Annotated in this window: 24 protein-coding genes; 2 read left to right on the forward strand and 22 right to left on the reverse strand. The window is 58.2% G+C overall.

Translation table 11 applies throughout. The features are described 5' to 3' along the window. Positions 1–4: 4 nt before the first annotated feature. Genes A7J50_RS18810 through A7J50_RS18850 form a run of 9 tightly spaced genes read right to left on the reverse strand, consistent with a single transcriptional unit; the run spans position 5 to position 5,721 of the window. Positions 5–1,051: a hypothetical protein gene (locus tag A7J50_RS18810; protein ID WP_064453170.1), complete on the reverse strand. Its 1,047-nt coding sequence runs from the start codon at positions 1,049–1,051 to the stop codon at positions 5–7. Further along, positions 1,041–2,456, reverse strand: coding sequence for a DUF4055 domain-containing protein (locus A7J50_RS18815; RefSeq protein WP_064453171.1), 1,416 nt, complete (start codon positions 2,454–2,456; stop codon positions 1,041–1,043). The genes A7J50_RS18810 and A7J50_RS18815 overlap by 11 nt, the downstream gene beginning before the upstream one ends. Before the next feature lie 8 nt (positions 2,457–2,464). Continuing rightward, entirely contained in the window at positions 2,465–3,766 is a 1,302-nt protein-coding gene (locus A7J50_RS18820; RefSeq protein WP_064453172.1) for a terminase large subunit domain-containing protein, read from the reverse strand. Beyond that, the gene (locus A7J50_RS18825; protein WP_064453173.1) at positions 3,753–4,214 is read right to left on the reverse strand and encodes a DUF2280 domain-containing protein; all 462 of its coding nucleotides are present in this window, start codon (positions 4,212–4,214) and stop codon (positions 3,753–3,755) included. The genes A7J50_RS18820 and A7J50_RS18825 overlap by 14 nt, the downstream gene beginning before the upstream one ends. Positions 4,215–4,245: 31 nt before the next feature. Beyond that, on the reverse strand, positions 4,246–4,869 hold the full coding sequence (locus tag A7J50_RS18830; RefSeq protein WP_064453174.1) for a putative metallopeptidase: 624 nt from the start codon (positions 4,867–4,869) through the stop codon (positions 4,246–4,248). 9 nt (positions 4,870–4,878) lie between these two features. Continuing rightward, the gene (locus A7J50_RS18835; protein ID WP_064453175.1) at positions 4,879–5,130 is read right to left on the reverse strand and encodes a hypothetical protein; all 252 of its coding nucleotides are present in this window, start codon (positions 5,128–5,130) and stop codon (positions 4,879–4,881) included. Then, positions 5,127–5,315, reverse strand: coding sequence for a hypothetical protein (locus A7J50_RS18840; protein WP_064453176.1), 189 nt, complete (start codon positions 5,313–5,315; stop codon positions 5,127–5,129). Before A7J50_RS18840 ends, A7J50_RS18835 begins: the two co-directional genes overlap by 4 nt. Next, the gene (locus tag A7J50_RS18845) at positions 5,312–5,503 is read right to left on the reverse strand and encodes a hypothetical protein (RefSeq protein WP_064453177.1); all 192 of its coding nucleotides are present in this window, start codon (positions 5,501–5,503) and stop codon (positions 5,312–5,314) included. Before A7J50_RS18845 ends, A7J50_RS18840 begins: the two co-directional genes overlap by 4 nt. After that, positions 5,500–5,721 carry a hypothetical protein gene (locus A7J50_RS18850; RefSeq protein ID WP_064453178.1) on the reverse strand — a complete coding sequence of 74 codons (222 nt, stop codon included), beginning with the start codon at positions 5,719–5,721 and terminating at the stop codon, positions 5,500–5,502. Before A7J50_RS18850 ends, A7J50_RS18845 begins: the two co-directional genes overlap by 4 nt. A gap of 141 nt (positions 5,722–5,862) precedes the next feature. On the opposite strand from A7J50_RS18850, the gene A7J50_RS18855 reads away from it, so the two are divergent. Then, positions 5,863–6,090, forward strand: a complete 228-nt coding sequence (locus A7J50_RS18855; protein ID WP_156526295.1) for a hypothetical protein — start codon at positions 5,863–5,865, stop codon at positions 6,088–6,090. Between the two features lie 9 nt (positions 6,091–6,099). On the opposite strand, the gene A7J50_RS18860 is transcribed toward A7J50_RS18855, so the two are convergent. Next, a complete protein-coding gene (locus A7J50_RS18860; RefSeq protein ID WP_064453180.1) occupies positions 6,100–6,444 on the reverse strand; it encodes a hypothetical protein in 345 nt (114 codons plus the stop codon). Continuing rightward, complete coding sequence (locus A7J50_RS18865; RefSeq protein WP_003218335.1) at positions 6,441–6,779, reverse strand: hypothetical protein; 339 nt, start codon at positions 6,777–6,779, stop codon at positions 6,441–6,443. Before A7J50_RS18865 ends, A7J50_RS18860 begins: the two co-directional genes overlap by 4 nt. A gap of 191 nt (positions 6,780–6,970) precedes the next feature. On the opposite strand from A7J50_RS18865, the gene A7J50_RS18870 reads away from it, so the two are divergent. Further along, the gene (locus A7J50_RS18870) at positions 6,971–7,363 is read left to right on the forward strand and encodes a hypothetical protein (RefSeq protein WP_064453181.1); all 393 of its coding nucleotides are present in this window, start codon (positions 6,971–6,973) and stop codon (positions 7,361–7,363) included. A 146-nt stretch (positions 7,364–7,509) separates the two neighbouring features. On the opposite strand, the gene A7J50_RS18875 is transcribed toward A7J50_RS18870, so the two are convergent. The 11 genes from A7J50_RS18875 to A7J50_RS18925 all read right to left on the reverse strand — a co-directional run bounded on the left by A7J50_RS18875 (position 7,510) and on the right by A7J50_RS18925 (position 13,632). Next, positions 7,510–7,803, reverse strand: a complete 294-nt coding sequence (locus A7J50_RS18875; protein ID WP_064453182.1) for a hypothetical protein — start codon at positions 7,801–7,803, stop codon at positions 7,510–7,512. A gap of 158 nt (positions 7,804–7,961) precedes the next feature. Further along, positions 7,962–8,642 (reverse strand): hypothetical protein, encoded by a 681-nt coding sequence (locus A7J50_RS18880; RefSeq protein WP_064453183.1) that lies wholly within the window; start codon positions 8,640–8,642, stop codon positions 7,962–7,964. Beyond that, positions 8,639–9,223, reverse strand: coding sequence for a recombination protein NinG (locus tag A7J50_RS18885; protein WP_064453184.1), 585 nt, complete (start codon positions 9,221–9,223; stop codon positions 8,639–8,641). The genes A7J50_RS18880 and A7J50_RS18885 overlap by 4 nt, the downstream gene beginning before the upstream one ends. After that, on the reverse strand, positions 9,220–9,735 hold the full coding sequence (locus tag A7J50_RS18890) for a hypothetical protein (protein WP_064453185.1): 516 nt from the start codon (positions 9,733–9,735) through the stop codon (positions 9,220–9,222). Before A7J50_RS18890 ends, A7J50_RS18885 begins: the two co-directional genes overlap by 4 nt. Beyond that, the gene (locus A7J50_RS18895; RefSeq protein ID WP_064453186.1) at positions 9,732–10,049 is read right to left on the reverse strand and encodes a hypothetical protein; all 318 of its coding nucleotides are present in this window, start codon (positions 10,047–10,049) and stop codon (positions 9,732–9,734) included. Before A7J50_RS18895 ends, A7J50_RS18890 begins: the two co-directional genes overlap by 4 nt. Further along, positions 10,046–10,681 carry a hypothetical protein gene (locus A7J50_RS18900; RefSeq protein ID WP_064453187.1) on the reverse strand — a complete coding sequence of 212 codons (636 nt, stop codon included), beginning with the start codon at positions 10,679–10,681 and terminating at the stop codon, positions 10,046–10,048. Before A7J50_RS18900 ends, A7J50_RS18895 begins: the two co-directional genes overlap by 4 nt. Continuing rightward, entirely contained in the window at positions 10,678–11,088 is a 411-nt protein-coding gene (locus A7J50_RS18905; RefSeq protein WP_064453188.1) for a phage protein NinX family protein, read from the reverse strand. The genes A7J50_RS18900 and A7J50_RS18905 overlap by 4 nt, the downstream gene beginning before the upstream one ends. Beyond that, complete coding sequence (locus A7J50_RS18910; protein WP_064453189.1) at positions 11,085–11,357, reverse strand: hypothetical protein; 273 nt, start codon at positions 11,355–11,357, stop codon at positions 11,085–11,087. Before A7J50_RS18910 ends, A7J50_RS18905 begins: the two co-directional genes overlap by 4 nt. 1 nt (position 11,358) lies before the next feature. Then, positions 11,359–12,165, reverse strand: a complete 807-nt coding sequence (locus tag A7J50_RS18915; RefSeq protein ID WP_064453190.1) for an ATP-binding protein — start codon at positions 12,163–12,165, stop codon at positions 11,359–11,361. Then, positions 12,155–12,961, reverse strand: coding sequence for a hypothetical protein (locus A7J50_RS18920; protein ID WP_064453191.1), 807 nt, complete (start codon positions 12,959–12,961; stop codon positions 12,155–12,157). The genes A7J50_RS18915 and A7J50_RS18920 overlap by 11 nt, the downstream gene beginning before the upstream one ends. Beyond that, positions 12,961–13,632 carry a GIY-YIG nuclease family protein gene (locus A7J50_RS18925; protein ID WP_064453192.1) on the reverse strand — a complete coding sequence of 224 codons (672 nt, stop codon included), beginning with the start codon at positions 13,630–13,632 and terminating at the stop codon, positions 12,961–12,963. The genes A7J50_RS18920 and A7J50_RS18925 overlap by 1 nt, the downstream gene beginning before the upstream one ends. Positions 13,633–13,836: the final 204 nt, after the last annotated feature.

The following is a 13,836-nucleotide window of genomic DNA, read 5'->3' on the forward strand; positions in this document are numbered from 1 at the left end:
GCAGTTAGTTAAGCCCTGCACGCTCGAAGGCGCGAGGCTCAAGGTCTCGTAACTGTTGCAGTGTTAGGGTTTTGCCGTTGTCATCGACGAACTTGTCGAGGGTCAACTCGCCCTTGCTGAACAGCGCGTAGCGGTTCGGCCCGAGAATGTCGCGCTGGAAGGCTGCCGGCTGCCGTGACAGCCAGTCCTGATAGCTCGTCTTGCTCGACACCATGGCTACACCGTCAGGGCCGATTGAGGGCCGGGTAGAGCCTGGTATCTCGCGCGCAAACTCATCCTTGAGGACCGGCACAAGTGTTGTGCGGCACCCCCAGTGATACGGAGGCTTAGGACCATCCAGCGGGATGATCGTCTGATCGATGCCCATGCAGTACAGCGTGGTGCTGGAGTCGAGCGTGGCAATCCGGCGCATGCCCTTGAGGATGTCGTCGTTCGCCTTTAGCGTTTCTACTCTGGCCGTGCTGGCTACGTGGTTGGTCATGGTGCGAACCAGCGATGAGGCCTGATCCTGGTGCAGTTGGTGGATGCTGGTCAGGCGCCGGCCGATCTGCTGGCTGGTCTCGCCCAGGCTTGAGCCAATCTGGATCTCACCGATGATCTCGGCGGCCTTCTTGGTGCCGAACTGGTCGAGCGCGCCACTGATGCTGATGCGCTGAATGCCCTTGCGAGCCTCCAACAGCAGCGGATCAGCCAGCGCCGCAGCTCTAACCATCTCTGCTGACGGCACGTTGAGCTGAACAATGGCTTTGATCACCTTGCCCAGCATCTTCCCGTTGAATTCAGCCTCATAGGCAGCAAATTCGCCAAGGTCCAGCTGTGCGCGGCCCTTCAAGTCGTCGTAGATGCCTCGCAAATCGCCCTGGAGCGTTTCTATCTGCGAAGTGTAACGACGAGTGCCGTAATCGCTCAGACCTGCTGTAACGCGATCTTTGGCTGTTTTGATGGCCTTACTGATGAACGCAGCCACCCGTTTCAGGTTTCCGCCCGCATATCGCTGGACGTAGATCTGGTGCCTGGTGGTAGCGTCCGTCAGATAACCTTCACTGCTCATTGATTCCGCCTACCGGTGATTCGCTTGCCAGTTCTTCGTCGATCTTCTCGTCGGTGCGATCCGCTTCAAGCACGCCGCCCTGACGCAGGTTTACCCGGACATCCGACTTCGCAATGAAGCCCTGCTGCCAGAGCTGTACCTGGGCGAGGATGTCCTGGGCGGTCATGGTCTCGTCGAAGAACGACTGGTTGAGCCAGAACACGGTGCCCTTCTCGTCCGGCTCTCCGATCATGAAGCGCTCAGCGTCAAGTATGGCGCGCTTCAGTGCCTCGGAAACGTTGCCCGCAATGGTGCCGAGCACCGAGTTATCGGAGCTATACCGGATTCGAACAGCCTCTGCCGTCTCGGCGCCTCCGCCCTGCTGGACGATACGGGCGCCGATCATGAGCATCTGCTCTTCCTTGTCCTTCATCAGTGTTCGGGCGAGTTGGCTTTCGTCGGCCTGCAGCAAGACTGCTGAACCGGTCTTGCCAAGCATGTGCCCGCGGCGCGAACCAATCTGCATGCCGTTTGGGTTGGCCTTTACGAACTCGTCGGCACTGATTTCGGTGGTGATGAACAGAGTAGGTTGCGAACTGATGAACCCGCTCTCCTCCACCGTGGCGCTGTTGCCGTAGTGCAGGATGTTCACATCGGCCAAGTCCTCAAGGGGCGACTTGTCGATGCTGGCGTCATTGTTCTGGGCGCCGAAGAAGCTGAACGGGATGTGGTCAAAAGGCTGCCCTGCCTTGTCGGTCGGCAGCGCCTCGTCGTAATCGTCGGAGCCTTCCCGGTAGACACGCTGAACGTATTTCCCATCGACCAGCAGCAGAACTCTATTTTGTACGTACTTCTCACGCGCAAGCTCTACCGGGTCAAACTCGGTCACGCACTCTTGCAGGTTCACGTACACCAGACGCTTAACGCCATCAATCACCTGCTCTTCCCAGTCAATAATTGCCAGGGAGTCATAGAAGTGAATGAGGGCGCGCTTTGTTGCCAGGTCAGCCATAGAGCTGACGCCGTCTTCAGATTCAGCGGGAGGGAAGTCGACAAGAAAACCGCCGCGCCCCGTGTCTAGGCACTCACCTACAGACTCTTTAGAAAGCTGTTCGAGGCTGGTGCCGTCACCGCTGGCGTTCTCTTTCAGGTACTCAATGCCAGCTGGCAGGGTAAGTTCAGCGGTCTTGCGGAACACCGCCCCCATCAGGCCGGTGCGCGTGCGCCCAGTGACGTTGAGGAACATCGCCCGCTTCTTGTACTGCTTATACCGGGCCTGGTTCTCCGGTGTTTTGTTCTCCGGGTCTGGCATCGGCAGGTATTCATCATGCTTGCGAACTTCTCGCGCCCCCGCAACACAACGCTTCACCAGCTGCCAGCCAGCCAGGGCTTGCGCGTACTCTGCCCGTGGAATGAAATTTGGCATTGATGGCCTCAGAATGTGAATGTGACGGGGATGTGGGTCATCGGCTTGATGATCGGGTAGTCGTGGTGAATGAAGTAGCCGCCGGCGTCGTTCGCGTGGTCTACGCCTGATTTCTTGTCAGGCTCACCATTGGGCGCCCACACCTGCTGCTCCAGGCCATCCGCATATGTCGGGCAACGCAGGGGGTTGATCAGATATCGGCGCTCGCCAAGTGCGTTGCAGAACATCGCGTTCATGGCGTTGATGCGGTCTTTCACTGGCGGGTTCGCATCCGGCGCGATGACACTGAACCCGGCCTGTCGAAGGATGGCGATATCCGTCTCGCTGGCATTCACCGACTTGCGAGATCCCCCCGAGGCGTCCGGATAAATACGGATCTCGCAGGTTTTCTCGTAGTCCTTGCCGTTGTAGCGCCAGTAGCGCTCCTTGATACGGCGGATCATGTCGGGGGTGTCGAAGCCATCGATAAGTTCGTCGACCGCCCGAGGCTTGTCATCGGCGCGCTTGACGTGCGTGATAGCCGCCATCTTGCCGACGTTGAAGTCCATGCCGATGAAGAGCGGTTCGCCTGGCTCAACCGCGTCGAAGCAGCCATTCAGCTTTCGGTCATACGCGTGGTAGATCGAACCGGCATTCAGGTTGACGAACTGCCCATTGAGGTAGGCAAGGATCAACTGAGGCGGGTAGGACTCCATCAGCGACGGGATGTAGTCGGGCGGAAGGTTAAGCTCGTTATCGAACGTGCTGGCCTGCACAAGGCCATACATCCCCTGCATGCCTGGCTTCTCGCGGAGCTGCTTCACGAACTGCTGGTAGACGAACTTGAACCCTTCCGGCGTGGTGGTAACGTCCACCCCATTCTTCAGGCCGGGGGCGTTGTAGCGCATCCGGGCAATGATCTTGCGCCAGGCGTGTTCGGCCTTTAGAGCGGGCAGTACATCAAGCTCATCCACCAGCGCGTGGCCAATCTTGAAACCAACGATGGTCTGGGGCTTCTCCATCGATCGGCAGATGGTGGTGCTGCGGTACTGCCCGCCGCTGTAGAACTCGACCTCCTTGTCGCTTTCCTTGGTCTTGACCTTCAGCCCCCAATCAAAGGCCACCTCTTCAATCGTCGGGAAGAAGATGTCGCGGATCTGAGGATAAGTCGGGGCGAAGTATCCAGAGTTGATCCGAGGCCATTCCCACACGTGCTTGCAGATGCCAGCACAGCCCACCCAAGTCTTGCCAGAGCCAAACCCAGCCACAAAGCCGCGGAACTTGTTATCCATTTGGAGGAACTTGGCCTGGGGGACGTTAAGCGTCGGCATCAGGCTTCCTCGCGTCCACCACGTCTACCTGCACCCGAGTAGGCACAAGATTGTCGTGTGGGTTTTCATTCTTGGTCTGTCGGTTGACGTAAACGTCGCCAACCTCTTTGGCCGCCTGCTCCAGCAACTGAGCAGTCAGCGCCATGTTCTTTGAGTTCTCGGCCTTTACGGCCATGCGCCCAAGCGTGCGCAAGCGATAGGCGCGGTTGGCGATTGGAATCTCGGCAGTCTCTTCTCGGAAGCGCTTACGGGTGTCATGGAACAACGTCACCCACTTCACCGCTAGGTTCACCCCGGCTCGCTTGGTGGGATCGTGCGACTCACACAGCTGGCGAGATATCTCAACGCCGAATTCCTGTTTGACCTGCTCCACCACCTGGGAGGGAGTGTCAAAACACGCCAACGCCTGAACGATGAAGCCTTTCACCTCATTTTTCAGGGCTGCCATAGGTTGAATTCCGTCTAATGCCTGTCAAAAATCAGGCCGACTTGAGCAGACAGGTTCCGCAGGCCCTCGCAATGTTCAATTTCCCCACCTCAGCAGGACTGTTTGCAGCATCCACTAACGCTTGAACGTCAGGACTTGCACCGTAGCGGCGAACGACACCGACGAACTCTTCGACGTCGTGCCCCTGCAGCTTGATCTTCGGTGCACCATCTTGGGTGAATGCTGGCTGACCGTACTTGTCGGTCGCATGAGCCAGGTGATACAGCTCATGTTCGATGAGTGCGCAGAACTCAAGGTCGCTGCACTCGGCGCAGTAGTCCGCCGCCAGGGTGATGATGAAGGCCGGCACATCGCCGAACCAATCGCGCATCTGCTGCTCCATCCGGGCTTTCTGCCAGCCACCGGCGCGGAACGCTACCTGTTCGGCCTGCCCCAGGACTGTGCGACCCTGCTTCTCGAAGCTCGACGATGCCCACATAACCCGGATGTCTGCATCCAGTAGGTGGGCATGGTCTTCGTTGTGGATGCTGCCGGTGTCGGCGAGGATCTCGGCTTGGAACCACTCCCATACTTCAGGCGCTGGAGTCAGGCGTATACCGAAGTCGGATAGCTCAGACAACTCCAGCAGTGACTTCGGTGGCATTGGCCTATCCATTGGTCTCCCTCAGTCGCTGGTGTCCAGCAGCACATCAATCAGCTTCTGCTCACCCAGGCGCATCGCACCCAGACACTGCAGGTCATCGCACTTGGGACCGAGGCCGAACACAGTCACCTCTCCCTTCGCGCCGATCAGCGTCAAGGCACCCACGGTGCATTCAGGGTGCTCGCCCGCGTCGAGGTCATCGGCAATCTTTCGCAACGTCTTGGCGGCGTCGCGCCAATCTTCTCGCTTGAACTCAAGAACCTTGACGGTCATTCGGTCACCTGCTTTAGCCACTCTTCAATGATCCGCTGCACCACTGGCTCAGTCAGGATTGATGCAGGCTTGTCGCCGTCGATCACCGATTGCATAAGGGCGTGCGGGACGACATGGGCACCATCACTGGCTACCACCATCAGGTGCGGGCGCTGGTCGGCGATGTCATGGATGCTCGCGGTCATAGCGTCACCATCTGGTGTGTCTGTGCATGTGCGTGACCGTGGAGCAATCCAACGATCAGGCCTTGGGGAAGCCCGGCAGTCTTGGCGGCGTCTACAGCTTTAGCGATGGCGCTATCCAGGTCGTTCACTGCCTTGTTGATGTCCGGGCTCATCGGGAGCGCGTGCCGCAGTCGGGTGACCTTGCTCATGATGCCTCCAGGGTCAGCACAGTGATCTCGCCCCATATAGGGTGGAAGTCGACCGTCTCGCCGTCGGATGCCTTGAGCGGCTGGTCGGCCACAACGGCGATACCGGCCTTCGTGTCGCACCAGATCACATGGGTAACTGGCTGGCCGTCGATGATCACTTCCCGACGTCCCCGGCCATCATCCCAGTAGTGGACGTGCTCGCCTGATTGGTCGCTCATGCCCTACTCCTTTCTCGCGCCACGATTTGGCGCATTCGAAAACGTGGCGCGGATTACTTGCTATTGAATCATCATAATCCGCTACCTTTGATCGACCACTTGCGGCAATCTGCGCGCCTCTTCTCTAGTCGAGTTAACGTCATGCCAACTGATGCTGCATCCGCGATGGCGTTAGCACGCAAGAACTTCAATTACCTGGCGGAAGCCAAGGATCAGGCACAACTGGCAAAGCTCAGACTGGGTGCAGCCGGCTACAACCAGTCTCTGATGAAGGCCGGGTGGATCAGTCAAGAACAGGTGGATCAGTTGAATGTAGAGCTCGACGTTGCCTGTGATGCCCGCAGTAGCACGTTACCCTCGGACTTATAGATAGGTCGGCTACTTACCCCGGCGTTCGACACCGCCAGGTGCCTTGTCACAGTTCAGGCAGTGCTCGCAGTTCAGTGTCCGGCACAGCCAGGCTTTTACCGGCTGCCAGTACGTGACCATGAAGATGTGGCGTGCACCGGCCAGGGCCAGGGACACATGCAGTGTCAGCCCGGCACTGCTCGGGCCGAAGAAGATGTTCTGGCTGCGCGCCATAACGACGAAGCCGCTGATGGCGATAGCCGAGTAGATCAGCTTGCCGAGAATGCCATCCCTCACCTTCCCGCTCAGTACGCACCAGGCTGCCCACAGCGCGATAAGGCCGCAGGCGATGGAGTTGATCAGTTCAAGATTCATGGTGGATTGCCTCCCCCGAACCGCTGGCGAATGAGCGCCCAGAGGTCAGCGGATTTGATGGCTCGATTGATGGCCGCCAGGAGCGAGCCGCCGAATGCGCCCAGCAGGAAGCCGATACCGGCGACGATCTTCGGCTCAGTCACACCCAGGTAGGTGCTGACCATGCTCGTGAGGTAGATCGAGCAGGCCATGCCGGTGATGAGGAAGATCATCCAGGCACGCCAGTCGTTCAAGTCGTCCTTGTGCCACCAACTGGCGATCACGGCGCCAACAAGGCCCGCAATCAGTAATTCGAACCTGTCGATCTTGTCGAGCAGGCGCTGTAGATACTCCATGCGCTCGACTCCGTGGGGCATGTTTGAAATAGGTCAGCCCCGACGGCACTCCCTGCTCATTGCGAAGGGTGTGGTGGGGACGAAAACGAAAAAGCCCCGATCAATGTCGAGGCTGAAATTACGCAAACTATGAGGGGTCTTCCGCATGTTGAAGCCAGGAGAGATAATCCCGCTTTTATAGGGAGAGGCAGATGATCAAATTAAATGGATGGTGGCGAGTATGGATCGTTGGTGCTGTACTGCTGGGCATTGGCTTTGCGTGGGTAGGAAATGAAAACCTCCCGATATATCCCTACGATGCTCTTGACTACCACAACTCAAGAATCGGCCCGCTTCTTATAGAAAAAATGGCCGCTGCAGAGGGAAAAACGCCAGCTCGTTCTGCTGAGAATATCCAACAAGACATCGACGCCCTCAGCGCATCCATGAGTGCAATTGTAAAAAACCACAATCAACGAAAGTTTGATTCGCGAATCGAGTATTTTGGGGGCTGGATAGCTTGCTGCATTGCACTGCTATTAGGTCTTTGGGCGCTTCGTTGGGTGATTGCCGGATTCAGCGCAAAGCAAATCCAAAATCAGTAGCCAACAGCACCGAATCTTTTCGATTTAGTACACAGCCGCACCCAAAAGTACATCCCGGAAATCTTCCACTTGGTAGCGGCTTTCCTCGCAGGTACAAAAAAGCCCGGCTCGCATGTCCGGGCTTTTTCTATTGCTTCCAGGCGTATTCAGCAGGGAGTCAGGCCGACACCATCAGGCGCAGGCTTGGCCGAGGCCATCACGAAGTGGTTGCTGGATGCGCGCAGATTGGAGGCCAAACTTTCGTCAGTGGTCTGGCTACCCGTTCGCCACATGGCGAGGGTCAGCTCCAGGCGCTGCATGGCGACACCCTGCGGCTCATTGAGAGCGGTCAGGTAATGCGCGGCTCGGTCGGCGATCGGCCCGGCGAATGCCGACAGGGAGAAACAGGACAGGCAGGCGGCGAGCGCCAGGCCCAGGTAAGCGGACATTCGCTTCATCATTCGGCATTCCTTGTGGTGGGTTTCTTTGGGCAATAAAAAACCCGACGCGGTGGCCGGGTTTGTTTGTCTCTTGCATCACCTACATGCGCAAGTACGACAGGATGGGTGTAATTTACGACATGGCGACATGATATTGCAAGCCCTTTTGAGGGACTATTTCACGCTGCTTCGCACTCCAGCACTCCTACGGCCTCAAGCATGTGCTGTGCATCGACCAAAGCCTCGTCCACCATCGACTCCAGCCCCCCTTTGATGGTCTTGTTCCAGCGCTGATAGGTGCGCTCGGTCAGGCCCTGGGTGTCCCAGTTCGTCATGTCGTAGTTCGACTCGGCAAGGACGATCATCTCTCCCGGCTTGGTCTCGGCCACTGCCCTGGCGTGCTTGTTGGCGCGCGCAACATCTGCGTCGGCCGCTTTGTTGCGCCAATCCCACTGCCCCTCATCCTTGTTTTCCCGATGCTTCGGCGCCCTCACCTCAACTACGGCGCGCTGAATGCCCTTCGACTGCTGCGGAACTGCCCAGACCAGTACCGCCTGTTGCGTGAAGCGCTTGGGCGCAGGCGAAGGCACAACCGCGACGAGGCGACCGATTGAGTCGATCTTCCGCCCTCGGTGGGTGCTGTACTTCGCCACCAATGCATTCCAGTGGCGAGGACTGAGCTGGGCATGCAACAGCTTGTGCACGATGCAGTCGGCAAGCAGTGCCGCGTCCTTGCCGGTGATCTCGCCTTTGAGCTTGCTGGTCTGCACGCGCGGCTCAACGTTGCAGCCACCGGCACTGTTAATGGTTTCCGTTGCCAGAGCGCGGACCACTGCAGAAATAACGTTCTGGTAGTTCATGCTGCCGCCCTCTTCAGCTCTCTGGTCTTTGCCCGGTATTCGGCGGTCATCGCCTTCAGCTGCTCGACGGTGTGCTTCTTGGGTTCGTGCGGCCCTTCCAGCCATGCGAGCTTTTCAGCCCCGATCTTTTCCAGCAGTCGAGGGCGATACCCCAGGAGGTTCCCCGACTTGCCCATGTTGCAGTTGCGATTGCATTGGAGATGTACGTTGAGTGGCTCAAAGCGAAGCTCTGGCGCTGCAGCTGTCGTCCTGTAGTGCCCGGCGCAGTACTGAACGTCTGCCGTCGTACCGCAACTGACACAGGGCTGACCTGCATCCCGCGCCCGTATCCATGCATTGAACGCGTGCTGTGTATCCTTGAGATGATCCGCCCTGCTCTTCAGCTTCTCCTTGCGGACCTTGATGTCTTTGCGCTCGATATCGGCCAGGGCCTTGCGCGCCTTCGGCTCATGCCTGGGCGCGTCGATCATTGCGCAGGCCGGGCTGCACACCGCCTGACCCATCCGCGAAGGGACGAATGAGGCCCTGCACGTAGCAACGCGGCATTTCTTGGGCTTGGCCGGCTTCCGTTCGATTGTCATGCGGCCTCCTTGAATGCTTCAAACTCGGCCATCTCGGTCAGGCGCTCTTCGGTGAGGGTCGGCCAGTCATGCAGCACCAGGTACGCGCAGCACTGGCGCCAGAAGTCTTGGAATGTCTCCTCCCCCATCGAGTCGTAGGAAAGGCTGCGGGGTGTCTTGCGGGTGAGCTGGCCCAGGCCAAGGATGTCGAACGCTTCCTCGTCGCAGTACACGCCCGACTCCAGTTGCAGGGCCTTGATTGCGTCGTGGGACTGCTTGCCAGAGAACCGGTCAATGTTCTGGCTCAGCACCCGGCCCAGGCCGTGGACCAATCCGTTAAACCGTGGATTGCGCGGCTGCTTGAGGTCGGCCCGGATCTTCGCGTTCATCTTGAAATCACGCTCGCGAAGGATCGACCGGTCGGCGTCGGAGGAAGGCACGAACGCGGCCACCTCCTTGCCGGTGGCGGGATCGACCAAGCGTCGCAGCACCAGATAAACAGGCATTGGGCGTGGCTTAGCTGGCTTGGTCATGGCTTCCTCCGGTCGTGGAAGTTTCCGCCACGGCGCCTGAACAGAGTGTTTACCTGCGAATCAGCAGCTCGCCCCGCGTCGCGCAGGCTCACGTCGGCGTTGTCTTGGTAGCCCTTCCAGACGACTTCGTCACCGTCCTTCCCAGAAAGAACCAATAGCACCGCGGTGGGCTCACTCTTCACGTCGTCGGCCTGAATCCACTTTGCAACGGTGCGCAGGTACTCGGCGATCTCGTTGCGCTTGGCCTGCTCTCCAGCGACACGCCTGTTGTGAAGACTGCGCGAGGCTGGGAACTGATGAATTTCGGCGGTCATGACCGCTCTCCCTGGCCCATGGCGGCGAGCAGGTCGTCGCACTTCTTGACGACTGAATCCAAGTTGGCCTGGCGCAGTGGCCGGTAAGTAGCCATGCATTGGCGGTGTTCGTCAGCTTCGGTGTTGGCAGAGTCCCGCAGGGTTTCGAACAGCTCCAGATCGCACAGGACTTTTCCCTCGCTTTCACGGATCAGACGTTCGTTCTCAGCCTTCAGCTCAGCATTCACCCGCTCGTAAGCTTCGTAGCCGGTCTTGAGGCCAGCGTTCTCGGCAATGCGCAGATCGTTCTCCAGCTTGAGCACGGTGACGCGCTCCACCAGATCCTGATATCCGTGGCGGCGCAGTGGCAGCTCTTCGCCCTTTAGCGCAACCGCTACACCGGCAAGGATCTTGGCGAGCTGATTGATGACTGCTTCGCTCTCTTCGTTCTCGGCGATCAGGGCCAGGACTGCGGCAGGCGTTACCTCTGCGTCGTAGATCGCATAGGCCGCATCGTATTGATCGCCGCTATCCAGATATTCGTGCGCTTCCTGCTTCAGGATGTAGTCGATAGCAGACTTCAAACTCTGCCTGTCGAGCTTCTGGCATACATCGAGCCGCTGCTCGTCACTGAGTTCATTTACGTGGATCATGAAAGCAGCTCCTTTGGCACGCTTACGGTGCCACCAAGGACTGAAGCAACGATGGCTCGGCAGGCAGCGATTAGCGGAGTTTCGCCCTTGTAGCCCATGGGGTGCGCCCATTCGGTGGCTGCATTCCAGGGGCCGTTTTTGTTCTCGAGTGGCGCACCGATATCGAGCTTGTACTTCTCGATCAGGGGGCCGCCCTGACTCCACTCGGCAGATGGCGCGTAGTACTGCCAGCACTTGAACTCTTTTAGGCAGCTGTGATCTGCCCAGCAGTCCGGGTCAAATTCCTTTTCAAAGGATGGGTGCCCCTTGTGAGTCACCAAACCCTCGACCTTTTCAGCCTTGGCCACAGACCAATCCAGCGCCGCCCCCGTCAAGTCTTGAGTCTTCACTTCTACGAATTTGGTCATGTCCGTTGCTCCGCTGCTTCTGCGATCAATGCCAGGCGCTCCGACTTGCGTGCCTGGAGCCATGCCTCAGACGTGCGATCCTTCTCGCTGCCCTTGTCGACCCACTCCCACACCGGACGGCCATTGCTGACCATCCAGGCCCGGTACATCTTGCTGTACTGCTGCTGGCGGATTTGCTGGACGCCACGGCCTTTCAGGAAGCGCTCGTCGCCGGCCTGCGGTTTTGCCTTGGTTGGTGCGGTGCTGTATCGAATGCTGGTTACTGCCATGTCAGAAGCCCTCCTTTCCACGCTGCGATTCCCACTCAAACGGGATGACGATCACCCCGCCCTCCCGAAGCCTGTCTGCACAACGCTCGCCGATAGCACTGGCCAAGGCCTTCGCGTCGAGGTTGGAAACGATGACTGTGGGTCGCAGCTCTTCGTAGCGGCCGTTGATGATGGCGAACAGCGTGGTCAGCTCGAAGTCACTGGGCTTCTCCTTGCTGACGCCGATCTCGTCCAGGATCAGCAGCGAGGGGCTGATGAGGCTCGACAGGATCTGGCTTTCGCTCTGGTCGCTGGTGTGGTCGTAGGTGGCGCGGATCGCCTGAAGCACTGAGCCGATCGTTCGGTACACGGCGGTGTCGCTCGACTTGGCCATGATCTCGTTGGCGACCGCGACCGACAGGTGAGTCTTCCCGGTGCCGGGCTTTCCCAGCAGCAACAGGCAGCGCCCGGCGGCGGCGATCTGCTTGAACTCGGCCGCGTACCGGATGCAGGTCTTCAGCGCCTTCTGCTGTTCGGCGGTGTCCGCGATGTACCCGGCAAAGGTTTTTCCAGCGAAGCGCTTGGGGATCAGCGCGGCGCCCAGCTTTTGCGCCATGTGTAGTTGCGCTAGCGCGGCTTCGTGCGCCTGACTGCGAGTCTTTTCCTCTTCGGCGTGGATGCGCTGACACTCAGGGCATGTAGTCCTGAACTCCTTGCCGAATATCACCGTGAGCTTCTGTGAGAATTGGCCATGGTCTTCGCACACGCCAGTGGTCTGCTGCGGCGCCTGCGTGGCGCCGGGCATCGAAACGATCTTGTCAGAACGCATAGGTGCCATCCTCCCGAGCGATCAGGCCGGCGGTGTAGTCGCGATCAGCGAAGCCGGTGTGGCGCGATTGTGGGAATTGGTGGACGTTGCCGGAAAGCTTCACTTCGTCTTCCCAGCGCTTGCCGTTGAGCCAGCTCGCCGGATGAGGGATGAACTGGCCGGCGTCTTTGGTCCATGCCGGGCAAACAACCTGCTTAGCCAGGCCTTCGGCAATCAGGGCGAATAGTTCGTCAGTAACCTTGAGTTTCCCCCAAGCCTTCTCCGCAGCAGCCTTGCCCTTCTTGTTTGGGTAGAGCTTCCAGAACTTCGGGAAAAGATCTGCACTCTGCGAAGTCGGCAATGCCGGAGGCGTTGACGGGGTGAGGGAGTCAGGAATCAGGGATCCGGAATCAGGAATCAGAGAATCAGCCGGAGCGCTTCCGAGAATGGCAGAAGTACTTCCGCTAAAATCGGTAGCGATACAACCCTCTGATACAGAAGGGATAACTGACTCTGGTTCGTTACGATGCGGGTTCTGATGTTTGTCGAAATTATCGACTTGGATATAGCGCTTAGCTGCGACGGAGTAGCGAACAATGAAGCCCTCAACTGCAAGGAACCTCAAAAGCCCCTCGATATCCAGGCCGTCTCGGTATGGAAAAAGTTCGCCTTTGATGCGCAGGGGGCGATCCTCAAGACGGCCGGCTTTATCTGCAAGTAACCAAAGGCCTTCGAACAGCAGCGTGGCCATGGGGTCGGCCACCCCGAGGATTTCATTTTTGAATAGAGCGGGTTTTATATTGCGCGCACGGGCCATTACACAGCCTCCTGTGTCTTTGCAAAAGAACTGATAAGGCCGTCTACATCCTCAAACCACTCACCATGACGACGGAGCGCGGCAAAGCGCTTGTGAAGTTCTTGCTCAATATCCGCCGGGATTATTGCCAGGGTCGCGAGAATAGCTCCGGCCCCAGTTTGCAAAGACTTGATTCGTCCTTGAACGTCGCTAGTGCGGCCGATCTTGATCATTCCCGTAATTGGATGGCGAACGATATAGGTCTTGGTAGACGAGGCTTTGTGGTCGAGGAAAGACTTGTTGCACTGGATGTAGAACGGGATGAGGGTTGCCTCGGCGTAAAACAGCGCGCTGCAATGAAACCGCATGGTCTCCGCGATATATGGGTATTTTTCAAAGAGTGGAGCGATGCCTCTCAAGTGCTCTCGGCCAGTTTCTATTTCGTCGAGCGCAGCCCTAGCCTGCTCTCTATCCATATGATCCAAGTCGCCCAAATTAATTGATCCGACCTTCTGGCTCGCGAGGGACATGAACTTAAAAGCCCACTCATAGGCTACAGCCATGGTGGCTGTCCCGGCCTGTATCGCGAGAATCTCTTCCGAGATCACTTCTTTCCGCGCCACGTTTTCAGCAATCGAAAAACGTGGCGCGGAATTGATTGGGGTATTGATCGTTTCTGTTGGATGGTGCATGATTTGCTCCACAACGCGTTGAAGAGAGCCGGGTCACTACCCCGGCTTTTTTTTGCCTTGAATTTGGCAGAGGCCCTCTGGATTACCCTTAAGAGTCCCTGCCAGAGGCCCTCATTGGGGTAACCAACTGAAGGACTGGTGCCTTCTTCCGGCCGACCTCTGAAAGCGCCCCGCTTGCGATTGATGTTTCCATCATTGCGTTGA

Origin of the sequence: Pseudomonas antarctica (assembly GCF_001647715.1) — a bacterium.
In the GTDB taxonomy this organism is placed as follows: Bacteria; Pseudomonadota; Gammaproteobacteria; order Pseudomonadales; family Pseudomonadaceae; genus Aquipseudomonas; species Aquipseudomonas antarctica_A.